This window comes from Kitasatospora sp. NPDC049285, from assembly GCF_040678815.1.
GTDB lineage: Bacteria > Actinomycetota > Actinomycetes > Streptomycetales > Streptomycetaceae > Kitasatospora.
The window spans coordinates 26,434-48,536 of sequence record NZ_JBFAQR010000012.1 but is presented as its reverse complement, the minus strand read 5'-3'; the positions used below and the strand labels follow the sequence as shown (position 1 = coordinate 48,536).

Below are 22,103 nucleotides of genomic sequence, written 5' to 3'. Positions count from 1 at the left end.
CGGGTCGTAGGCTGACGGCATGCGACTGACGAAGTTCGGACATGCCTGCGTGCGGCTGGAGCACGCCGGTGGGGCAGTGGTGATCGACCCGGGGATGTTCACCGGGCCGGAGGCACTCGAGGGCGCGGACGCACTGCTGATCACCCATGAGCACATGGACCACTTCAGCGAGGAGCGGGTCCGGGCGGCGGTGGAGGCCCACCCCGGCCTGCGGATCTGGACCAACCACGCGGTGGCGCCGCTGCTGGAGGGCATCGGCGCGAAGGTGACGGTGGTCGGCGACGGTGACGCCTTCGACCTGGACGGCCTGCCGGTGACCGTGCACGGCGAGTGGCACGAGGTGATCCACCCCGACATTCCGCGGGTGCGCAACGTCGGCTTCCTGCTGGGCGGCCGGGTCTTCCACCCCGGCGACTCCTTCACCGTGCCGCCGGACACCGTGGACACCCTGCTGCTGCCGCTCGGCGCGCCCTGGCTGAAGGCCGGCGAGCTGGTGGACTACGTGCGGGAGGCGCGGCCGCGACAGGCGGTGGCGATCCACGAGGGCACCCTGAGCGAGATCGGCCAGGTCATCCACGGCCGCCTGCTCGGCCCCGAGGGCCCGGGCACCGGCGGCGCCGACTACCGCGTCCTCGCCCCGGGCGAGTCGGTGGACGTGCCCTGACAAGGCCTCCCGGGCGCAGGGCGACGCGCGTTCGCCCGGTGCCGGGAGTTCCGCTGCGCGGGGCCCTGGGCTGTGTCCTCGGCTGCGCGGGCCCTGCCGGCGGCGCTCCTGCCGCTGCGCGGGGCCCGGCGCCCCCGGGTGAGCCCCGCGCAGCGGAACGAGGAAGGCGTCCCGGTCCCGCGCAGCGGCACTGCAAGCTCGGGCGGCGCGCCGCCGGTCGCAGCGGGGTGTCAGGCGAGGGCGGGTTCGGTGGTGGTGAAGGGGCGGCCGTCGAGGGTCCAGTGGGGGTCGGGGGTGATGTCGAGGGCCGCGTAGACGTGGGCGGCCACGTCGGTGTGGTGGAGCGGGGCGACGGGGGCGCCGGGGGTGATGCCGGGGCCGCAGGCGGCGATCCAGGCGGTGCGTTCGAGTTCGGTGCGGCCGCCGTGGCCGCCCTGGTCGAGGTGGCCGTGGTCGGTGACCACGATGACGGTCCACTGCTCCTCGGCGTTGCGGGGGCGTTCGCGGACCGCGGCGAGCAGCCGGCCGAGGCGGACGTCGGCGGCCTCCACGGAGCGGCGGTAGTCCTCGCCGCAGCCGCGGAAGTGCGCGGTCTCGTCGGGCGCGCCGAGGTAGACGAAGGAGGCCTGCGGGTCGTCGTCGCTGCGGCCGAGCACGTACTCGGCCTCGGCGGTGACCCGCTCGTCGACCTCCTCCCAGGCCTCGGGGGTGTCCTCGAGCGGGGCGATGTAGGAGAGCCGGGCGGGTGCGGCGAACAGCGGGCCGCCGTCGCGGGCGAGGAAGAGCGGCTCCCAGCCGCCGACGGCGAAGGTGCGGCGGCGGTGGGTCCTGGCGAGGCGGGTGGTGAAGTCCGGGAAGACGTCGAGCCGGTTGCCGCCGAGGTGGTTGCCGTACACGCCGTGCTTGGCCGCGCCGACGCCGGTGACGATGGTCGCCCAGCACGGCCCGGACATGGTCGGGGTGGCCTCGTCGACCTGCACCGGGGCGAGGAATCCGGCGGCGGCGACCGCGTCCAGCTGCGGGGTGTGCAGCGCCTCCAGCAGGTCGAGGCGGACGCCGTCGATGCCGACGACCAGGACCCGGCGCGGGCCGGCGGGCCAGAGGCTGGACACGGGGAGCTCCGTTCGTTCGAGGGTGTTCGGCCGACCCTAACCGGAGCGCCGGACTCCCGGAAGCTGTACGGACAACTCGGACCAAGCGGCACAAGGGGCGTGCGGGCGAGAGTTCCCGCACTGTTCGACCGGCGTTCGTCTGCGCCGAGCCGGTCTCGGCGGCCCGGCTACGGGCCGGTAGCCTGGCGGCATGCTGAGGATCGGACTGACCGGCGGGATCGGCGCGGGCAAGAGCGAGGTCTCGCGGCAACTGGCCGCGCTGGGCGCGGTGATCGTGGACGCCGACCTGATCGCCCGTGAGGTGGTCGCCCCCGGGACGCCCGGACTGGCCGCCGTGGCCGCCGAGTTCGGTCCCGGCGTGCTGCTGCCGGACGGTTCGCTGGACCGCCCGGCGCTCGGCCGGCTGGTCTTCGGCGATCCGGCCAGGCTGGCCGTGCTGAACGCCATCGTGCACCCGCTGGTGCGCGAGCGCTCCGCCGAGCTGGAGGCCGCCGCCGGACCGGACGCGATCGTGGTGAACGACGTCCCGCTGCTCGCCGAGAACGGCCTCGCCCCGCTGTACGACCTGGTCGTGGTGGTCGACGTCCCCGACGAGCAGCGGCTGCTCCGACTGGTCGAGCTGCGCGGCATGGCCGAGGACGAGGCGAAGGCCCGGATGGCCGCCCAGGCCACCCGCGAGGACCGCCTCGCGGTCGCCGACGTGGTGCTCGACAACAGCGGCACTCTGGAGCAACTCACCGAGCGCGTCGGCCGGTTGTGGCAGGAGCTGGGCGAGCGGCAGGCCGCCGCGCGGGGCTGAACGTCGGCGCGCGGCGCCGGGCCGGGCGGGGGATGCTGGGAGGACGAGCGCGCGGGGCGGACGACCGGCCCGCCGTAGGTACCTGACGCCCTCAGGGGGCCGGCGCGATGAGTCCCAGCAGGAGATTGGCGGCGCTGCCGTGCGGGCGGCGCGGTAAGTGGGTGGTGCTGGCGCTGTGGCTGGCCCTGCTGGTGGTGGCCGCACCGCTGGCCGGGAAGCTGATGGGCGCCGAGGACAACCAGGCGTCCAGTTGGCTGCCCGGCAGCGCCGAGTCCACCCAGGTCCTCAACGAGCAGCGGGCGTTCCAGCCGATCGACACGGCCGTGGCCGTCGTGGTGTACCAACGCGACAGCGGCATCACCGTCGAGGACCACGCCAAGGCGGTGCGGGACGCCGCCGCGTTCGCCACCGCCCCGCACGTCACCACGCCCATCACCGGGCCGGTGGCGTCCGCGGACGGCAAGGCGCTGCAGACCCAGGTCCCGGTCGAGATCGGCACCAGCGGGTGGAACAACCTCGGTCCGGCCGTCGACAGCCTGCGGGCCACCGCCGCCTCCGGCGACCTGCCCGGCCTGACCACCCACGTCACCGGGCCCGCCGGGATCGGCGCCGACCAGTCCAAGGCCTTCCAGGGCATCGACGGCACCCTGCTGTACGCCACCGTCACGGTGGTGATCGTGCTGCTGCTGCTCACCTACCGCAGCCCGGTGCTGTGGCTGCTGCCGCTGCTGTCCGCGGGCGCCGCGCTGACCGTCGCCGAAGCCGTCATCTACCTGTTCGCGAAACACGCCGGACTGACCGTCAACGCGCAGAGCGCCGGCATCCTGATCGTCCTGGTGCTCGGCGCGGGCACCGACTACGCGCTGCTGCTCACCGCCCGTTACCGGGAGGAGCTGAGACGCCATCAGGACCGGCACGAGGCGATGGCCTACGCCCTGCACCGCGCCGGGCCGGCGATCCTGGCCAGTTCGGCGACGGTCGCGGCGTCGATGCTCTGCCTGATGGTCGCCGAGATGAACTCCACCAGCGGCCTGGGGCCGGTTTGCGCGATCGGCGTGGTGGTGGCGCTGATCGCCATGCTCACCCTGCTGCCCGCGCTGCTGGTGGCCTTCGGACGCTGGGTGTTCTGGCCGGTGCGGCCCGCGTTCGGCACCGCCGAGCCGACCCGCAGCGGGCGCTGGGCGCACATCGGCGCGTGGATCTCGCGCCGCCCGCGCAAGGTGTGGATCGGCACCGGCCTGGCGCTCGCCGCCTGCACCGTCGGCCTGGTCTCGCTGAACGCCACCGGACTGAGCACCGCCGGGACCTTCACCGGCACGCCCGACTCGGTCACCGGGCAGCAGGTGCTCGCCGAGCACTTCCCCGGCGGCTCCGGCGCGCCGCTGTCGGTGATCAGCAACGCCGCGCCGGTCGAACAGGTCCGGCAGGCCGCCGCGGCCACGCCCGGCATCGCCGGGATCGGGCCGACGACGCTGCACGAGGGCGAGGCGTTCTTCCAGGCCACCCTGACCGACCCGCCCGACAGCGATCAGGCCAAGGCCACCGTCGACCGGGTCCGGGACGCGGTGCACGCCGTCCCCGACGCCGACGCCAAGGTCGGCGGCTCCACCGCCGTCGTCCTGGACGCCGGGCGGGCCGCCGCGCACGACAACAAGGTGATCATCCCGCTGGTGCTGGGTGTGGTGCTGCTGATCCTCGCCGCGCTGCTGCGCGCGGTGACCGCGCCGCTGGTGCTGATCGCCACCGTGGTGCTGTCGTACGCCGCGGCGCTCGGCATCAGCGTGTTCCTCTTCGAGCACGTCTTCCACTTCGAGGGCCAGGACCAGGCGTTCCCGCTGTTCGTCTTCGTCTTCCTGGTGGCGCTCGGCATCGACTACAACATCTTCCTGATGACCCGGGTGCGGGAGGAGTCCGCCCACGTCGGCACCCGCCGCGGCGCGGTCGTCGGACTCGCCGCGACCGGCGGCGTGATCACCTCCGCCGGCCTGATCCTGGCGGCCACCTTCGCCGTCCTCGGCACCCTTCCGGTGGTGGGCTTCGCCGAGATCGGCTTCACCGTCGCCCTCGGCGTCCTGCTCGACACCCTGGTGGTCCGCTCCGTCCTGGTCACCGCGCTGACCGTCGACCTCGACCACCACATGTGGTGGCCCAGCGCCCTCTCACGGAGACCGACGGTCCGTCAGCTTGCCTCCGTGGCACCCCAGTCGGACCAGGAGCCGTCGTAGACGGCGGTGGCGGGGTGGCCGGTGAGGTGGGCGGCGAAGGCGAGGACGCAGGCGGTGACGCCGGAGCCGCAGCTGGTGACGAGGCGGTGGCGGCCAGCGGTGGCGGCGGTGAGGCGGGCGTGCAGCTCGGGGAGCGGGAGGTAGCGGCCGTCCGGGGCGAGCAGCTCGGTGAAGGGCAGGTTCGCGGAGCCGGGCAGGTGGCCGCGGCGCAGGTGGGGGCGGGGCTCGGGGACGGCGCCGGTGAAGCGCTCGGCGGAGCGGGCGTCCAGGACGGCGGTGTCCGGGTCGGCGAGGGCGGCCGCCACCGCGGTCCGGTCGAGCAGCAGGCCCGGGCGCGGCCGGGCGGTGAAGTCCCCCGGGGCGTAGGCAGGTTCGGCGTCGGTGACGGGGTGTCCGGCGGCCCGCCAGGCGGGCAGGCCGCCGTCCAGGACGGCGGCCCGGTCGAAGCCCGACGCCCGCAGCATCCACCAGGCGCGAGGAGCGGAGTACACGCCCGCGCCGTCGTAGGCCACCACGGTGGAGCGGTCGTCGACGCCGAGGGCGCGCAGTTCGCGCTGGAAGTCCGCGGGGGACGGCATGGTGTGCGGGAGCGGCGAGGCGTGGTCGGAGAGCGGGCCGTCCAGGTCGAACGGCCGGGCGCCCGGGATCCGCAGCGGGGCGTGGCGGTGCGCGCCGATCCCGGCGTCCAGCACCACCAGGCCGGGCGCGCCGAGGTGGGCGGCCAGCCAGTCGGCGTCGACCAGCGCGGCGGGCAGGTCGACGGTCGGCAGCGGATTCACGGCGTCCTCCCGGGAGTTGGGGAAGCCACCATGATCGCACCGCCGACCGCGGCCGGCTGCGGGGCCTACGGCTTGCGGGCCACGCCCGCCCAGATCGCGACCTGCGGGTCGGTCTCCTGCGGCGCCTGGTCCGGGCGCCACAGCGGCGCGGTGACCAGGCCGGGCTCCAGCAGCTCCAGGCCGTCGAAGAACCGCAGCACCTGCTCGCGGGTGCGCATGGTCAGCTGCGCGGTGGCCGAGCGGTAGATCGCCGGGCCCTTGGCGGCGTCCTCCGGCGAGGAGAAGTCGCCGGTCGCGTGCGACAGCGCCAGGTAGCTGCCGGAGGGCAGCGCGTCGACCAGCGTCTTCACGGTCGTGTAGGGGTCGTCCGCCTCGTCGATGAAGTGCAGGATCGCGAAGAGCAGCAGCCCGACCGGGCGGTCCAGGTCCAGCAGGTCGCGCACCGCCGGGTCGCCGAGGATCGCCTTCGGGTCGCGCAGGTCGGCCTGCAGCACCGAGACGCTGCCCTCGCTCGCCCCCGCCAGCAGCGCCCGCCCGTGCACCAGCACGATCGGGTCGTTGTCCAGGTACGCCACTCTGGCCGCCGGGTTCACCCGCTGCGCCGTCTCGTGCGTGTTGCCCGCGGTGGGGATGCCGGTGCCGATGTCCAGGAACTGGTCGATGCCCTGCTCGGCGACGGTGCGCACGGCGCGCTGCAGGAAGGCGCGGTTCGCCAGCGCGCTGATCCGCACCAGCGGGCTGATCGACAGCACCTGCTCGGCGGCGGCCCGGTCGGCCGGGAAGTTGTCCTTGCCGCCGAGGTAGTAGTCGTACATCCGCGCCGGGTGCGGCACCTCGGGGCGGAGCTCGGCCGAGGGCGGCGGGGAGGCCTGGTCGCCGGACATCCAGTCCAGCGAGATCTCCTGATGGTCGGTCATATCTGCTCCCCCGTCGCAGTGGCACGCTTTCCGGGGCAGCATAGACGGGACGGGTGGGGAGCGGGAGACGGGTCCGGCAGATGGCGTCCGCCCGCCACCGGCGCCCGGTCTCAGGCCTCCCGCGGGCCGGGTTCCGGGCCGGAGGCCGGGTCGCGGGTGAGCAGGTAACGGGCGCCGGGGCCGGCCTCGGCGGCGCGGTCGGCGGCGTTGTAGAGCGCGCAGCGGGTGAGGGAGAGGCAGCCGCAGCCGATGCAGCCGGTCAACTTGGCCTTCATGTGCTGGAGTTCGGCGATCTGGCGGTCGATGCGGCTCTGCCAGGCGGTGGCGACGGCGGTCCAGTCCTGGGAGCTGGGGGCCCGGTCGTGGGGGAGCCGGGCGAGGGCGGTGCGGACCTCGTCGAGGGAGAGGCCGACCTGCTGAGCGGCGCGGACGAAGGCGACCCGGCGCAGCGTGGAGCGGGCGAAGCGGCGCTGGTTGCCGGTGGTGCGTTCGGCGTGGATCAGCCCGAGCTTCTCGTAGTAGCGCAGGGCCGAGGTGGCCAGGCCGCTGCGCTCGGCGAGCTGGCCGATGGTGAGGAGGTCGTGGCGGGTCGGTCCCATGATCGTCAGGATACCGCCGAGGGCGCGCTTGACTTGAAGTCGACTTCAGGTTGCACGCTCTTCGCCATGACGAGTTACGGATTCGCGGACCTGCCGCGACTGATCGCCCGGATGACCGGCGACGAGAAGCACGGCCCGGCGGCCCACTCCACCCTCGACGCGCTGTGGGTGCTGTACGACCGGGTGCTGAACACGACCCCCGCGAACATCGAGGCGCAGGACCGCGACCGGTTCCTGCTGTCCAAGGGCCACGGGCCGATGGCGTACTACGCGGTGCTGGCGGCGAAGGGGTTCTTCCCGGTGGAGCTGCTGGGGAGCTTCGGGTCGTATGACTCGCCACTCGGCCACCACCCGGACCGGCTGCTGGTGCCGGGCGCGGAGATCGGGTCGGGGTCGCTGGGGCACGGCCTGCCGCTGGCGGTGGGGACGGCGCTCGGACTGCGGGCGCAGGGGCTGGCCGACCCGGCGGTGTGGGTGCTGATCGGGGACGCCGAGTTCGACGAGGGCAGCAATCACGAGGCGGTGGCCTTCGCCGGGGCGTCCGGACTGGAGCGGCTGCACACCCTGGTGATCGACAACTCCTCGGCCACGCACGGCTGGAACGGCGGCATCGCGGCCCGGTTCGCCGGCGAGGGCTGGTCGACCGCGACGGTGGACGGCCGCGACCACGAGCAGCTCCACCGCGCGTTCACCGCCCCGCACCCCGGCCGCCCGCACGCGGTGGTGGCCCGTACCGAGCCCAAGAACGCCTGAGAAGACGCCTGAGAAGGGGAGGACCTCCGATGCAGACCCTGGAATTGACGATGCGTGAGCAGTTCGGTGCGACCGTGAGCGAGCTGCTGGAGCAGGACCCGCGGGTGGCGGTGGTGCTGGCGGACATCGGCACGGCGGGCTTCGCCGGGGCGGCCGCCCGGTTCCCCGACCGGGTGGTGAACGTGGGCATCCGGGAGCAGCTGCTGATCGGCGCGGCCGGTGGGCTGGCGCTCACCGGGATGCGGCCGGTGGCCCACACCTTCGCCAGCTTCCTGATCGAACGCCCGTGGGAGCAGGTGAAGTTGGACCTGGTGCACCAGGGCGTCGGCGCGGTGCTGGTGAGCGCCGCCGGCTCCTACGACTGGCCGGCCGGGGGCCGCACCCACATGTCGCCGGGCGACGTGGCGCTGCTGGACACCCTGCCGGGCTGGAACGTCCACGTGCCCGGCCACCCGGCCGAGGCGGACCTGCTGCTGCGGCACGCGGTCGCGGACGGCGACTCCCTGCAGTACGTCCGGCTCTCCGCGCAGCAGAACCGCGACGCGCAACCGGTCGTCCCCGGACAGTTCCTGACGGTTCGTCAGGGTAGCCGCGGCGTGGTGGTCGCGGTCGGCCCGCTGCTGGACGAGGTGCTGGCGGCCACCGACACGCTGGACGTCACCGTGCTGTACGCGGCGACCGTGCGGCCGTTCGACGCGGCGGGGCTGCGGGCCGCGGTCGGTGACCGGGCGGACGTGGTGCTGGTCGAGCCGTACCTGGCCGGCACCTCGGCCAACGCCGCCCACCAGGCCCTGGCCGAACTGCCGCACCGGGTCCTGGGGTTGGGCGTGCCGGTGGCCGAGCACCGGCAGTACGGGTCGATCCCCGAGCACCTGGCCGCGTACGGCCTGGACGCCGCCGGGCTGCACGCCCGGATCGCCGAGTTCCTCTGGTAGTGGCCGCCGGTCACCGCACCCGGACGACGGCGACCGCGTCCGGGCCGAGCAGGAAGCCCTCGCCGCCGGCCGGGCCGCCCTCGCCGAACAGGGCCGCCAACGAGGCGAAGGCGCCGTCCAGCGGGACGGCCAGCGGCTGCTCGCCGCCGAGCCGGACCAGCACCCGGTGGCTGCCGCGGTGCACGACGAGCCAGCCCGCCGCCGCGTCGTACCGGACCCGGACGGCCGACAGGTCGGCGGCCGCCAGTTCCGGGGCGGAGCGCCGCAGGCGGATCAACCGGCGGTACCAGTCCAGGAGTTCGGCGTGCGGGGCGCGGCCGGGCTCGGACCAGTCGAGGGTCGAGGCGCGGACCGTGGCCGGGTCCTGCGGGTCGGGGACGTCCTCGGCGCGCCAGCCGTGCTCGGCGAACTCCCGGCGCCGGCCCTGCCGGACGGCCTCGGCGAGCTGCGGGTCGGTGTGGTCGGTGAAGTACTGCCAGGGGGTGCCGGCGCCCCACTCCTCGCCCATGAACAGCATCGGGGTGAACGGCGAGGTCAGCACCAGCGCCGCCGCGGCGGCCAGCCGGCCGGGCGGCAGCGAGGCCGAGAGCCGGTCGCCGGTGGCCCGGTTGCCGACCTGGTCGTGGGTCTGGGCGTAGCCGAGCAGCCGGTGCCCGTACTCGGCGGGGAACGGGCGGCCGTGCGAGCGGCCGCGGAACGAGGACCAGCCGCCGTCGTGGAAGAAGCCCCGGGTGAGCGTCCTGGCCAGCGCGGCGTACGGGTCGGCCGCGAAGTCCGCGTAGTAGCCCTGGGACTCGCCGGTCAGCAGGGTGTGCAGCGCGTGGTGGAAGTCGTCGCTCCACTGCGCGGTCACGCCCTGGCCCCCGGCCGGGCGCGGCGCGGTGGTGCGCGGGTCGTTCAGGTCGGACTCCGCGACCAGGAACAGCGGCCGGCCGGTGGCCTGCGCCAACGCCTCGACCTCGCGGGCGAGTTCCTCCAGGAACGGCAGCGCCCGGTCGTCCGCCAGGGCGTGCACCGCGTCCAGCCGCAGCCCGTCGATCCGGTAGTCGCGCAGCCAGGCGAGCGCGCTGCCGATCAGGTAGGCCCGCACCTCGTCCGAGCCGGGGGCATCCAGGTTGACCGCGGCGCCCCAGGGCGTGTGGTGCCGGTCGGTGAAGTACGGGCCGAACTTCGGCAGGTAGTTGCCGGACGGGCCGAGGTGGTTGTGCACCACGTCCAGCACCACGCCCAGGCCGCGGCGGTGCGCCGCGTCGACGAAGCGCTTCAGGCCGTCCGGCCCGCCGTACGGCTCGTGCACGGCCCACGGCGACACCCCGTCGTAGCCCCAGCCGGAGCGGCCGGGGAACGGGCAGACCGGCATCAACTCGACGAAGTCGACGCCGAGTTCGACCAGGTGGTCGAGGTGTTCGGCGGCCGCGTCGAAGGTCCCGGCGGGAGTGAAGGTGCCGACGTGCAGCTCGTACACCACCGCGCCGGGCAGCGGCCGGCCGCGCCAGGCCGTCTCCGACCACGGGAACGCGGCGTGGTCGACCGGGCGGCTCAGCCCGTCCGGGCCGAACGGCTGGCGGGGCGAGCGCGGGTCCGGCAGCGCCCGCAGGCCGTTCAGCCGGAAGCCGTAGTCGCCGTCCGGACCCTCCCCCCGCCACCAGCCGGGGCGGTCCGGGTCGCGCTCCAGCAGGTACGGGATCGCCCCCACCTCGACCTCGACGACCTTCGCGTCCGGTGCCCACACCTGGTACGACGTCATGACCCCTCCGCGAGCAGCGCCACCGGCAACTGCTTGAACAGATAAGACAGTTCGACCGGGCCGCCCATGAAGTGGCGGTCCGTCAGCAGGTCCGTCCAGTTCCCGGCCGGCAGGTCCAGCTCGCTCTCCCGCCAGCCGCCCGCCCGGTGCAGGCCGTACGGCAGCCGGGTCACCGCGCAGATCACCCGCTCGCCGCGGCCGAAGGCCAGCAGGTGCTCGGCCGCCGGGCCGGTCGCCGCCAGCGGCCGGTACGGGCCGAGCTCGCGGGTACGGCGCAGGTGCAGCGCGTTGGTGGTCAGGTGCAGCTTCTCCCGCGTCAGGTCCCCGGCCCGCGGCGCGGCCGAGTCGGTCAGCCGCACCGCCAGCGCGCCCAGGTCCACCGGCGCCCGGTTGTCCGGGTCGACCAGGGTGTACAGCGGCTCCTCGCCGCCCTGGAAGACGTCCGGCACGCCCGGCATCAGCAGGTGGAGCAGCGCGCCGGAGAGCGAGTTCACCCGGGCGAACGGGGCCAGCAGCCGCACGAACCCGGCGATCCGCGGGGACAGGCCCGGATTGGCCAGCGCACCCCGCGCGTACTCGGTCAGCCAGCGCTCGAACGGCTCGTCCGGCTCGGTCCACGAGGTGCGCCGCTTCGCCTCGCGCACCGACTTCAGCGCCACCCCCAGCAGCCGCTCCTCGGACAGCGGCCACGCCGCCAGCAGGGTCTGCCACAGCAGCCAGGCGGTCGGCCGGTCCGCGCACGGGCCCGCCGCCACCGTCCACGCCGCGCACTCCGCCGCCCACGCCTGCGGCAGCTCGGCCAGCACCATCAGCCGCGCCCGGGCGTCCGCGCTGCGCTTGGTGTCGTGCGTGGACAGCGCCGTCATCGACTGCGGCCAGGCCCGCTCCAGCTCCTCGCACCAGCGGTGGAACTCGGCCGGCGGCAGCCCCGGACGCTCCGGCAGCCCGCCCACCTCGTTCAGGCTCAGCAGCGCGTTCCACCGGTAGAAGGCGGTGTCCTCCACGCCCTTCGCCGCCACCGCCGACGCGGTCTGCCCGAACCGGGCGCAGAACTCGTCCTTCGCCGCCGAGCGCCCCAGCTCCCCGAGGGCCAGCCCCCGCACCAGCAGCTCCGTGCCCGACGCCCCGTCCGGCGCGGCCAGCGCCCCGACCGCCGCCGGCGGGGCCGGCTCGCCCGGCACCACGTACGGCCGGTACACCGGATACTCCGTCAGCAGGCCCTCCAGCGCCCGGCGCACCTCCAGCGGCGAGTGGTCGGCCAGCGCCGTCTCCGCCGCGCAGATCCGCTCCACCAGCCGCACCAGCCGGTCGGTCTCCGCCGCCAGCGCCCCGCCCGGCGCCACCATCTCCGCCCGGCCCAGCCGGGCCGCCTCCGCCGCGCCCGTCCGGTCGCCGACGTCCCGCCGGTAGGCGGCCACCAGCTGCTCCGCGCCCACCAGGTCGGTCAGCACCCCGTCGATCCGGCGCAGCGCGTCGTAGCCGGTGGTGCCCGCGCACGGCCAGTCGTCGGGCAGCCGCTCCTCCCCGGTGAGGATCTTCTCCACCACCGTGTACGCCCCGCCGGTCGCCTCGTGCAGCCGCCGCAGGTAGCCGCGCGGATCGGCCAGCCCGTCCGGGTGGTCGATCCGGAAGCCGTCCAGCACGCCCTCCGCGTGCAGCCGCAGCAGCACCGCGTGGGTCGCCTCGAAGACCTCCGGCACCTCCATGCGCACCGCGATCAGCTCGTTCACGGTGAAGAACCGGCGGTAGTTCAGCTGCTCGTCGGCCAGCTTCCACCAGGCCAGCCGGTACCACTGGCGCTCCAGCAGCTCCGGCAGCGCCAGCTGCTCGGTGCCGGGGCGCAGCGGGAAGGCGTGCTCGTGGTAGCGCAGCACGTCGCCGTCGACGGTCAGCTGGTCCAGTACCGCGCCCAGCCGGTCGCCGAGCAGCGGCAGCAGCAGCCGGCCGCGGCCCGGGGCGTCCGCGGGGCCCGGCTGGGCGGTCCAGTCGATGTCGAACCAGGCCGCGAACGGCGAGTCCGGGCCGTCCCGCAGCACCTGCCACAGCGGCTGGTTCAACTGCTCGGGCACCGGCAGCGCCATGTGGTTGGGCACCACGTCGGCGATCAGCCCCAGCCCGTGCCGCCGGCACTCCGCCGCCAGCTCCCGCAGCGCCCCCTCACCGCCGAGCTGCTCGCTGACCCGGCCGTGGTCGACCGTGTCGTACCCGTGCGTCGACCCCGGCGCGGCCTCCAGCAGCGGCGACAGGTGCAGGTGCGACACCCCGAGCGCCGCCAGGTACGGCACCGCCCGCAGGGCGTCGTGCAGCGTGAACTCCGGCTGCAGCTGGAGCCGGTAACTGGCCGTCGGAGGGCGTGCGGCGGCTGACGTCATACCCGATCCCTACCCGGGCCGGGGGAGGCGTACCGCGCACTGCGCCGAACGGGCGCACGGCACGCCCCAACCCGGGCCCGGAGGAGGCGTACCGCGCACCGCGGCGAACGCGCGCACGGCACGCCTCCCGACGGACCGTCAGGCCGGGTCGGGCGCCGGCTGCAGTGCGCCGCTGAGCGCCTGACCCGCCGCCAGGTCGGCGGCCTCGGCGGCGTGCGCGGCCGTCAGGAACCCGTACGCGTCCGGGCCGACCGGCAGCCGCAGCGGCGCGGCGGGATCCGCGACCGCGCGCAGCACCAGCTCCGCGAAGTGCTCCGGACGGTTCAGCTCCGCGTTGTCGGCCATCCCGCGCAGCGCGCCGTGCATCGGCGCCAGCGCCTCCGTGTACACCGGCAGCCGGTCCGCCGCCTCGGTCATCGAGGTGCCGTACGAGGTGGCGAAGCCGCCCGGCTCCATCACCGTCACCCGGACGCCGAACGGGGCGGCCTCGGCGGCCAGCGTCAGGCTCATGCCCTCCAGTGCGAACTTGCCCGCCACGTAGGCGCCGAGGCCCGCGAAGCCGGTCCGGCCAGCGAGCGAGGAGACGTTGACGATGTGTCCGCCGCCCCGCGCCCGCATCAGCGGCAGCACCAGGCGCGACAGTCGCCACGGCGCGACCGCCAGCACCTCCAGTTGCTCCCGCAGCTCCGCGTCCGAGATCTCCTCCACCGCGCCGAACAGGCCGACGGCGGCGTTGTTCACCAGGACGTCGATCCCGTCCAGGCGGTCCTGTGCCAGCTCGACCGCGGCGGCGCAGGCGCCCGGGTCGGTCAGTTCCAGCCGGGTCACCGTCAGCCGGTCGGGGAACTCCGCCGCCAGCGCCTCCAGCGGCGAGGCCCGGCGGCTGGTCGCCACCACCGAGTCCCCGGCCTCCAGTACCGCCCGGGTCAGCGCCAGTCCGAGACCGGACGAACAACCGGTGATCAGCCATCCACGTGCCATGTGCTTCGTACCCCCTGTATCAACGGCCTTGTGCCGCAAGGGGGTTACCCCGATCGGGGGGTGGGGGAACGGCGAGGCGAGTGGCGTTCGGTCTCGGGTTGGCCGGCTTCGCCGGAGGCTATGCGGGGCGTTGGAGGACCATCAGGGAGCGGTCGGTGAGGCGGAGGGTGTCGCCGGCTTTGACACGGGGGCCGGTGCCGCGTGGGGGGACGGCGGGGAGGGAGGTGTCGACGACGACTTGCCAGGCTTCGCCGTGGTCCGCGGGGACGGTGAAGGTGAGGGCCTCGGAGTGGGCGTTGAACATCAGGAGGAAGGAGTCGTCGACGATCTTGCCGCCGCGGCGGTCGGGCTCGGAGATGGCGTTGCCGTTGAGGAAGACGGTGAGGGACTTCGCGTAGGAGGTGGACCAGTCCTGCTTGGTCATCTCCTCGCCGCCGGGGGTGAACCAGGCGATGTCGGTGAGGTCGTCGTGGGTGCCGGAGACCGGGCGGCCGTGGAAGAAGCGGCGGCGGCGGAAGACGGGGTGGTCGCGGCGCAGCCAGATCATCGCCTGGGTGAACTCCAGCAGGCGGGCGTCGGCGCCCTCGGCGGTGGGGGCGGCGGAGGGCCAGTGCACCCAGGTGAGTTCGGAGTCCTGGCAGTAGGCGTTGTTGTTGCCGCGCTGGGTGCGGCCGAGCTCGTCGCCGTGGGAGAGCATCGGGACGCCCTGGGAGAGCATCAGGGTGGCGATGAAGTTGCGCTGCTGGCGGGCTCGCAGGTCGAGGACGGCCTGGTCGGTGGTGTCGCCCTCGGCGCCGCAGTTCCAGGAGCGGTTGAAGGACTCGCCGTCGCGGTTGTCCTCGTGGTTGGCCTCGTTGTGCTTGTCGTTGTAGGAGACCAGGTCGCGCAGGCTGAAGCCGTCGTGGCAGGTGACGAAGTTGATGGAGGCGATCGGGCGGCGGCCGTCGTCCTGGTAGAGGTCGGAGGAGCCGGTGAGGCGGGAGCCGAACTCGGCCAGCGTCGCGGGCTCGCCGCGCCAGAAGTCGCGGACGGTGTCGCGGTACTTGCCGTTCCACTCGGTCCACAGCGGCGGGAAGTTGCCGACCTGGTAGCCGCCCTCGCCGAGGTCCCAGGGTTCGGCGATCAGCTTGGCCTGGGAGACGATCGGGTCCTGCTGGACCAGGTCGAAGAAGGACGAGAGCCGGTCGACCTCGTGGAACTGGCGGGCCAGCGTGGCGGCGAGGTCGAAGCGGAAGCCGTCGACGTGCATCTCGGTGACCCAGTAGCGCAGCGAGTCCATGATCATCTGGAGCACGTGCGGGCTGCGCATCAGCAGGGAGTTGCCGGTGCCGGTGGTGTCCTCGTAGAAGCGCTGGTCCTTGGCGAGGCGGTAGTAGGAGGCGTTGTCCAGGCCGCGGAAGGAGAGGGTGGGGCCGAGGTGGTTGCCTTCGGCGGTGTGGTTGTAGACCACGTCGAGGATGACCTCGATGCCGGCCGCGTGCAGCGCCTTGACCATCGACTTGAACTCCTGCACCTGCTGGCCGCGGTCGCCGGTGGAGGAGTACGAGGAGTGCGGGGCGAAGAAGCCGATGGTGTTGTAGCCCCAGTAGTTGGCCAGGCCCAGGTCGCGCAGCCGGTGGTCGCGGACGAACTGGTGCACCGGCATCATCTCGATGGCGGTGACGCCGAGCTTGGCCAGGTGCTCGATCACGGCGGGGTGGGCCAGGCCCGCGTAGGTGCCGCGGATCTCCTCGGGGATGCCGGGGTGCAGCCGGGTGAGGCCCTTGACGTGCGCCTCGTAGACCACGGTGCGGTGGTAGTCGGTGCGCGGAGGCCGGTCGGTGCCCCAGTCGAAGTACGGGTTGATCACCACCGAGTGCATGGTGTGCGGCGCGGAGTCGAGGTCGTTGCGGCGCTCGGGGGCGCCGAAGTGGTAGCCGTAGACCGACTCGTCCCAGTCGATGTGGCCGCTCATCGCCTTGGCGTACGGATCGAGCAGCAGCTTGCCGGAGTTGTGCCGCAGGCCCAGGCCCGGGTTGTACGGGCCGTGCACCCGGAAGCCGTAGCGCTGGCCGGGCTGGACGCCCGGGAGGTAGGCGTGCCGGACGAAGGCGTCGGTCTCGCGCAGCTCCACCGCGGTCTCCGAGCCGTCCTCGGCGATCAGGCAGAGCTCGATCCGGTCCGCGCTCTCGGAGAACACGGCGAAGTTGGTGCCCGCCCCGTCATAGGTGGCGCCGAGCGGGTACGGCTGCCCCGGCCAGACCTGCATGTGTCCTCAACTTCCCTGTGCCAGACGCGAACTGGCGCTCCATCGAGGGGTTTCCCGGCGGAGCGCCCGAGCATGTGCATGGCCGTCACGTCGTGACGCACGGCACATTCGCATACTCCCCAAAGGGAGGGCGAAGTCCGCGTCCATTCGGCCTTTGTTCGCCCGAACGGGTGTCCCAGGTGTCGCGCCGGTCTCCCTGGCCGGGGCCCGAGGTGACGGAGCGTCGGGCTTGCTGTCAAGAGGGCTGCGTGGCGGCGGGCCCGGACGATACGCTTGATCGTCCGGACCGCGCAGACTCCCGGGCCCATGCGACGCTGACCGGGGCCGCCATGGTGGAGTGTCAGCGGACGCACCGTCATCCCGGCGGCTGCGGGTGAGAAGTGAGGTAGTGGATGGGGTTCCCCGCCGGCGGCGACGGTCCTGACCCGCGGGCCGGGCGCAGCGAGGCCCCCACGCTGGTCATCCGGCCCGGCAGCGGACGCGGCCCCTTCCCCCCGCAGCCCGGCCCCGCCGAGGGCGGCCTGCCGCCCGCCTGGGCCGCCGAGCAGTGGGACGACGCCTACCGCCGGGTCCGGCTGGCCGGGCGGGCGTACGTGTGGCTGAACCTGGTGGAGCAGCGGATGCGCGCCCTGGTCGACGAGGTGCTGCGCCCGGTGTACGCGCCCGCGCACGGCGAGGAGTGGGTGACCGCCGCCGCCGGACCGGCCGGCGAGGAGTGGGTGCACCGGGCCGCCGCGGTGCGCGAGGTCTCCCGCCGCAAGGGCTACCTGCTCGACCCGGCCGACGACGACCCGCTGGTCTTCCTCACCCTGCCCCAGCTGCGCGAGCTGATGGTGCAGCACTGGCCGTGCTTCGAGCCGCACCTGCTGGACCGCCGGGAGATCGAGCTGGCGCTGGACGAACTGGAGGTCGCCCGGCACGTGGTCTCCCGCAACCGGGCGCTGTCGCAGACCGTGCTCGACCAGACCGAGCGGGCCGCCGCCCGGCTGCTCGCGCTGCTCGACGGCGGCCACGGCGGGGTGCCCGCCGACGTGGTCGAGGAACTGGTCGCCGGGCGGTACGCCGACGTGGTCGCGGTGCACGCCGACCGGGTCCGGCTGCAGCGCGACCTGCCGGTGGAGGACCTGCTCGACGGGGCGCGACGGCTCGACGCGGTCGGCATCGGGCTGGGCATGCTGTGCCAGAACTACACCGGCAAGCGGCTGGTGCGGCTGGCCTCGGAGGGCTGCCGGGTCCGGCTGCTGTTCCTCAACCCGGCGAGCAGTGCGGTACGCCGGCGCGAGCGCGAACTCGGCCTCGGGCGCGGCGAGTTGGGGCGCGCCGTGGAGATGAACATCATGCACGTGCGGCGGGTGCGGGCCCGGCTGCGGGACCCCGGCGGCTTCGAGATCCGGGTCTTCGACGAGCTGCCCCGGTTCACCGCCTACCTGGTGGAGGGTCCGCGCACCACCGGTCCCGGCGGCCGCCGCCGCTCCACCGACCTCGGCGTGATCCAGCCCTACCTGCGCAAGGCACGCGGCATCGAGTCGCCCGCCCTGGTGCTGCGCGGCGGGGCCGGCCAGGAGGCCGGCGGCACCGAGCCCGGGCTGCTGGAGGTCTACCGCGAGGAGTTCGAGGGGCTCTGGGGGGACTCCCGGGCGGTGTCCTGACGGACCGTCGGCGAGCCGAGCCGGCCGGTGCGCCGTGGGCGAGGTTCCGGTGCGGGCATCGGGGTGATGTTTCGTGTGATTATCGGCTGTTCGGATGGTCGGGTGTGGCAAGCGGGCGGAGCTCGGGGACCAGTCCGCTAGCCGGGCCGCCGGGGCTGGTACGGAAGCGGGCAGTGCCCACTCCGCCCGTCGCAGAAAGGCCAGCCCCGATGGCCGACCAGTCCAGCCGCTGCCCGTTCCCGCTCGACCGCCGCGGCTTCGTCCGCGGCAGCCTCGCCGCCGGTGCCGCGCTCACCCTCGGCGCCCCGCCCGCCGCGGCGGCCCCGCGCCAGACCACCCGGCCCCGCGCCACCGTCCCGTTCCACGGCCCGCACCAGGCCGGCATCACCGAACCCGCTCCCGGCTACGCCGTGTTCGCCGTGTACGACGTGCTCGCCCCCGACCGGGCCGCGCTGGAGCGGCTGCTGCGCGCCCTCACCGACCGGGCCCGGCTGCTCACCGAGGGCACCCCGGCGCCCGACGACAACGGGATGCTCGGCCCCACCGCACCCGCCGACGGCCTCACCGTCACCGTCGGCGTCGGGGCCTCGCTCTTCGACTCCCGGTACGGGCTCCACCGGGCCAAGCCGGTGCGCCTCGGCCCGATGCCCGCCTTCCCCGGCGACGAGGTGCGCGAGGCGGAGAGCGCCGGCGACCTCTCGCTGCAGCTGTGCGCCGCCGACCAGGACGCCGTGCTGCACGCCCTGCGCTCGCTGGGCGCGGCGGCCGGCGACCTGGTGCGTCCGCGCTGGCGGGTCGACGGCTTCCAGAACCCGCCCCGACCCGAACACAACCCGCGCAACCTGATGGGCTTCCACGACGGCGTCGCCAACCCCGACACCGGCTCCGCCCGCGAACTCGACCACCTGGTCTGGGTCACCGCCAACAGCGCCGAACCGGCCTGGGCGACCGGCGGCAGCTACCAGGTGCTGCGCACCATCCGGATGCGGGTGGAGGAGTGGGAGCGCCTCCCGGTCGCCGACCAGGAGCGGATCATCGGCCGCCACCGGGACACCGGCGCCCCGCTCGGCGGCACCCGCATCGAGGACCGGCCCGACTACCGCAAGGACCCCGACGGCAAGGTGATCCCGCTGACCGCGCACATCCGGCTCGCCAACCCGCAGACCCCCGCCACCGAGGACAGCCGGATCCTGCGCCGCGGCTACAACTACGACCGCGGCATCGCGCCCGACGGCGGCCAGGAGATGGGGCTCCAGTTCTGCTGCTACAACCAGGACCCGGCCCGCCAGTTCGAGGCCGTCCAGCACCGGCTGGCCCGGGAGCCGCTCGCCGCGTACCTGCAGGTCACCGGCGGCGGCTACTTCTTCGCACTGCCCGGCGTCCGCGACCGCGACGACCACTACGGGAGCGGCCTGCTCGCCGCGGTCTGAGCCCGCCCGGCACGCTCCGGACCGGACGCGCCGTCAGCGCTGTCACAGCCGCGCGGGATGATAGTGCGCATCGTGGCAGTGCTGACGGAAGGACACACCATATGACCTGGTGGAAGGGGCCGCTGACCGGTTTCGACCTGGAGACCACCGGTACCGACCCGGAGGAGTCCCGGATCGTCACCGCCGCCGTGGTCGACACCCTCGGCGGGCGCGTCGAGTCCACCGCCAACTGGCTGATCGACCCGGGCATCCCGATCCCGGCCGAGGCCGCCGCGATCCACGGCATCACCGACGCCGAGGCCCGCGGCCACGGCCGGCCGGCCGCCGAGGCGATAGAGGAGATCGCCGACGCGCTCTGCCGCCGGCTCGACGCCGGCCGCCCGGTGGTCGCCTTCAACGCCACCTTCGACCTGTCGCTGCTCGACGCCGAACTGCGCCGCCACCGCCGGCCCACCCTCGCCGAACGGCTCGGCCGGGAGGTCTCCCCGGTGGTCGACGCGATGGTCGTCGACCGCGCGCTGGACAAGTACCGCAAGGGCTCGCGCACCCTGCAACGGGTCTGCGAGGTCTACGGCGTCGAGCTGCACGACGCCCACGAGGCGGGCAGCGACGCGCTGGCCGCCGTCCGGGTCGCCGTCGCGCTCGGCGACCGCTACCCGGTGGAGGCCGGCGACCTGCCGCTGGCCGAACTGCACCGCCGTCAGATCGACTGGTACCGGGACTGGGCCGTCGACCTGGAGAGCTGGCTGCGCCGCAAGGACCCGGCCGCCGTGGTCGACCCCCGGTGGCCGCTCAAGGCGGCTTCCTGACAGGTGAGTTGACCCGGCGTCAGGACTGCCGCCGGGACAGCGGTCAGAGAGCTGCGGTCAGGAGTGCGGGAAGTCGAAGGTGTAGCCCTGCGCCACCAGCCAGGGCAGCAGCTGCTTCAGCGCCGCCACGGTCTGGGTGCGGTCGCCGCCGCCGTCGTGCATCAGCACCACGCCGCCCGGGCGCAGGGTCTGCTGCACGGTGGAGACGATCGACTGCACGCCGGGGCGGGACCAGTCCTTCGGGTCGACCGTCCAGCCCAGGGACTTCATGCCCTGGTCGGCGGCTATCTGCACGTTCTCCGCGGTGAAGTCGCCGCCCGGGGCACGCCACCAGGTGATGTCGGCGCTGCCGCCGGCCGCCTTCAGGATCATCGCCTTGGCGTCGCCGATCTCCGCGACCTGCTGGTCGTGGGACTGCGTGTGCATCGGCTGCGGGTGGTCCACGGTGTGGTCGCACAGCCGGTGGCCCTCGGCCAGGATGCGCTGCACCGCGGCCGGGTTGGCCTTGGCGTTGTTGCCGATCTGGCAGAACGTCGCGTGCGCGCCGTACTGCGCCAGCAGGTCCAGCACCTGGCCGGTGGCCGGGCCCGGGCCGTCGTCGAAGGTCAGCGCCACCGTCTTGCCGCCGGAGGCGGTGTGCCTCAGCACCGACCCGGCCGGGGCGTGGCCGCCGCCCGCGGGGGACTGCGGCGCGGAGGGCGCGGCCGAGGACGCGGACGCCGACGGGGACGGCGTCTGGGAGCTGTGCGGGGCGGACGGCGTCCGGGTCGGCTTCGGCTGGCTCGGGTCCACGCCCGGCGTCCCGCCGTCGCCGCTCGCCGAGGCGAACGGCGAGGAGGCGACCGCGTCGCCGCCCGGCGTCGCCTTCGCCGCCATCGACGTGCTGTTGCTCACGCTCGGCAGCGCCGAGGGGGGGCGGCTCGCGGCATCGCCCGCCGCGGAGGGCGAGCCCTGCCCGCCGCACGCCACCAGCAGGGCCGGGGCGAGCAGCGCGGAGGCGCCGAGGATCAGCGGACGACGACGGACGAGAGAACGGGGGAACACCATGGGGCGACTCCTGACGTCGTACCGGCCGCCTTGGACGGGGCGTCTCAGCGAGAACGACGCCAGGTACGAACGAGGTGGTTCCGCGCGGTGTGCGCTGCGCCACAAGGCGGGCTCCGCACGGGAACGGTCAGAACGCGAACCAGCGTACTGAAGTGTCGCCCTCACGCAGCGAGGTCACCCGGCGACGGAACTCGGCCTGCGCGGAAGGGTTTCCGGGCGTCTGCTGGGCCACCCAGGCGGCGCTGGCGGTCTCCCGGGCACCGCGCAGCACGGCGAATCCCGGCCAGTCGCGGACGTCCCAGCCGTAGGCGGCGGTGAACGCCGCGACGTCCGCGGCCGGTACGCCGTACCGGTCCTGACTGAGCGCCAGCACCACCAGGTCGTGCTCGCGCAGGTCGGAGGCGACGTACTCCAGGTCGAGCAGGACCGGGCCGTCCGGGGTGACGTGCACGTTGCGCGGGAGGGCGTCGCCGTGGATCGGGCCGGGCGGCAGGGCGGGGGCGAGCTCGGCGATCGCGGTGACAAAGCTCTCTTTCCGGGCACGCAGGAAGGCCGTGTCGGCGGGGTCCAGGTGACCCTCCGCGACGGCGAGCCAACTCTCCACCGGGGCGAGCAGGTCGCGCCTGCCGAGCGGGAACGGTGCGGCGGGCAGCGCGTGCAGGGCGGTCAGCAGCGGGGCGAGGTCGGCCGGGCGGGCCGGCCGGACGGCGGGGGCGAGGCGGTGCCAGAACGTCACCGGGTGGCCCTGGGCCAGCGCCACCCCGGCGGCGGCCGGGCGCACCACCGGCACCCCGGCCGCGTCCAGCCAGCCGGCCACCCGCAGTTCCCGCTCGGCCCGGGCCGCCTCGCCGGGGGAGCGGCCCACCTTGGCGACCAGCCGTTCGGCGGGCAGTTCGAAGACGGCGTTCTGGCCGAGCGAGATGAGCGCGGCCCCGGCCGGATCGATCCCGGCCGGGGCGCACGCCTCGCGGAGCAGGGCCTCGGCCCTGGGTTCGTCGAAGATCACCCGACCATTGTCGGGGGAGTGGGGCGCAGGG

General features: G+C 74.4%; 18 protein-coding genes. 8 read left to right on the top strand and 10 right to left on the bottom strand.

The genetic code is table 11. The features are described 5' to 3' along the window. Window positions 1-19: 19 nt before the first annotated feature. On the top strand, window positions 20-664 hold the full coding sequence (locus AB0K51_RS11140; RefSeq protein WP_363452987.1) for an MBL fold metallo-hydrolase: 645 nt from the start codon (window positions 20-22) through the stop codon (window positions 662-664). Between the two features lie 230 nt (window positions 665-894). On the opposite strand, the gene AB0K51_RS11135 is transcribed toward AB0K51_RS11140, so the two are convergent. Continuing rightward, entirely contained in the window at window positions 895-1,776 is an 882-nt protein-coding gene (locus AB0K51_RS11135; RefSeq protein ID WP_363452985.1) for an alkaline phosphatase family protein, read from the bottom strand. Between the two features lie 190 nt (window positions 1,777-1,966). Here AB0K51_RS11135 and coaE point away from each other — a divergent pair, with 190 nt between their 5' ends. Both coaE and AB0K51_RS11125 read left to right on the top strand, forming a co-directional pair. Further along, entirely contained in the window at window positions 1,967-2,575 is a 609-nt protein-coding gene (coaE, locus tag AB0K51_RS11130) for a dephospho-CoA kinase (RefSeq protein ID WP_363452983.1), read from the top strand. A gap of 107 nt (window positions 2,576-2,682) precedes the next feature. Continuing rightward, window positions 2,683-4,800 carry an MMPL family transporter gene (locus AB0K51_RS11125; protein ID WP_363452981.1) on the top strand — a complete coding sequence of 706 codons (2,118 nt, stop codon included), beginning with the start codon at window positions 2,683-2,685 and terminating at the stop codon, window positions 4,798-4,800. Here the strand turns inward: AB0K51_RS11125 and AB0K51_RS11120 are convergent. The 3 genes from AB0K51_RS11120 to soxR all read right to left on the bottom strand — a co-directional run bounded on the left by AB0K51_RS11120 (window position 4,755) and on the right by soxR (window position 7,095). Continuing rightward, the gene (locus tag AB0K51_RS11120; RefSeq protein WP_363452979.1) at window positions 4,755-5,579 is read right to left on the bottom strand and encodes a sulfurtransferase; all 825 of its coding nucleotides are present in this window, start codon (window positions 5,577-5,579) and stop codon (window positions 4,755-4,757) included. The genes AB0K51_RS11125 and AB0K51_RS11120 overlap by 46 nt on opposite strands. 65 nt (window positions 5,580-5,644) lie before the next feature. Beyond that, on the bottom strand, window positions 5,645-6,496 hold the full coding sequence (locus AB0K51_RS11115) for an SAM-dependent methyltransferase (protein ID WP_363452977.1): 852 nt from the start codon (window positions 6,494-6,496) through the stop codon (window positions 5,645-5,647). Between the two features lie 110 nt (window positions 6,497-6,606). After that, entirely contained in the window at window positions 6,607-7,095 is a 489-nt protein-coding gene (gene soxR / locus AB0K51_RS11110; protein WP_363452975.1) for a redox-sensitive transcriptional activator SoxR, read from the bottom strand. Between the two features lie 66 nt (window positions 7,096-7,161). On the opposite strand from soxR, the gene AB0K51_RS11105 reads away from it, so the two are divergent. Both AB0K51_RS11105 and AB0K51_RS11100 read left to right on the top strand, forming a co-directional pair. Beyond that, complete coding sequence (locus AB0K51_RS11105) at window positions 7,162-7,848, top strand: transketolase (RefSeq protein ID WP_363452973.1); 687 nt, start codon at window positions 7,162-7,164, stop codon at window positions 7,846-7,848. Between the two features lie 29 nt (window positions 7,849-7,877). Further along, on the top strand, window positions 7,878-8,783 hold the full coding sequence (locus AB0K51_RS11100) for a transketolase C-terminal domain-containing protein (RefSeq protein ID WP_363452971.1): 906 nt from the start codon (window positions 7,878-7,880) through the stop codon (window positions 8,781-8,783). Between the two features lie 10 nt (window positions 8,784-8,793). On the opposite strand, the gene treZ is transcribed toward AB0K51_RS11100, so the two are convergent. The 4 genes from treZ to glgX form a co-directional block, all read right to left on the bottom strand. Then, entirely contained in the window at window positions 8,794-10,530 is a 1,737-nt protein-coding gene (treZ, locus tag AB0K51_RS11095; RefSeq protein WP_363452969.1) for a malto-oligosyltrehalose trehalohydrolase, read from the bottom strand. Further along, window positions 10,527-12,902: a malto-oligosyltrehalose synthase gene (gene treY / locus AB0K51_RS11090; protein WP_363452967.1), complete on the bottom strand. Its 2,376-nt coding sequence runs from the start codon at window positions 12,900-12,902 to the stop codon at window positions 10,527-10,529. Before treY ends, treZ begins: the two co-directional genes overlap by 4 nt. Window positions 12,903-13,040: 138 nt before the next feature. Beyond that, entirely contained in the window at window positions 13,041-13,883 is an 843-nt protein-coding gene (locus AB0K51_RS11085) for an SDR family oxidoreductase (RefSeq protein WP_363452965.1), read from the bottom strand. Window positions 13,884-14,001: 118 nt separating this feature from the next. Continuing rightward, window positions 14,002-16,131, bottom strand: a complete 2,130-nt coding sequence (glgX, locus tag AB0K51_RS11080; protein ID WP_363452963.1) for a glycogen debranching protein GlgX — start codon at window positions 16,129-16,131, stop codon at window positions 14,002-14,004. A gap of 392 nt (window positions 16,132-16,523) precedes the next feature. On the opposite strand from glgX, the gene AB0K51_RS11075 reads away from it, so the two are divergent. The 3 genes from AB0K51_RS11075 to AB0K51_RS11065 all read left to right on the top strand — a co-directional run bounded on the left by AB0K51_RS11075 (window position 16,524) and on the right by AB0K51_RS11065 (window position 20,019). After that, entirely contained in the window at window positions 16,524-17,780 is a 1,257-nt protein-coding gene (locus tag AB0K51_RS11075; RefSeq protein ID WP_363452961.1) for an SAV2148 family HEPN domain-containing protein, read from the top strand. A gap of 209 nt (window positions 17,781-17,989) precedes the next feature. Beyond that, window positions 17,990-19,210 (top strand): Dyp-type peroxidase, encoded by a 1,221-nt coding sequence (locus AB0K51_RS11070; RefSeq protein ID WP_363452959.1) that lies wholly within the window; start codon window positions 17,990-17,992, stop codon window positions 19,208-19,210. Between the two features lie 101 nt (window positions 19,211-19,311). Continuing rightward, on the top strand, window positions 19,312-20,019 hold the full coding sequence (locus AB0K51_RS11065) for an exonuclease domain-containing protein (RefSeq protein WP_363452957.1): 708 nt from the start codon (window positions 19,312-19,314) through the stop codon (window positions 20,017-20,019). Window positions 20,020-20,076: 57 nt separating this feature from the next. Here the strand turns inward: AB0K51_RS11065 and AB0K51_RS11060 are convergent, their stop codons facing one another. Beyond that, window positions 20,077-21,066, bottom strand: a complete 990-nt coding sequence (locus AB0K51_RS11060) for a polysaccharide deacetylase family protein (protein WP_363452955.1) — start codon at window positions 21,064-21,066, stop codon at window positions 20,077-20,079. Between the two features lie 127 nt (window positions 21,067-21,193). Then, a complete protein-coding gene (locus AB0K51_RS11055; protein WP_363452953.1) occupies window positions 21,194-22,072 on the bottom strand; it encodes an aminoglycoside phosphotransferase family protein in 879 nt (292 codons plus the stop codon). Between the last annotated feature and the right edge of the window lie 31 nt (window positions 22,073-22,103).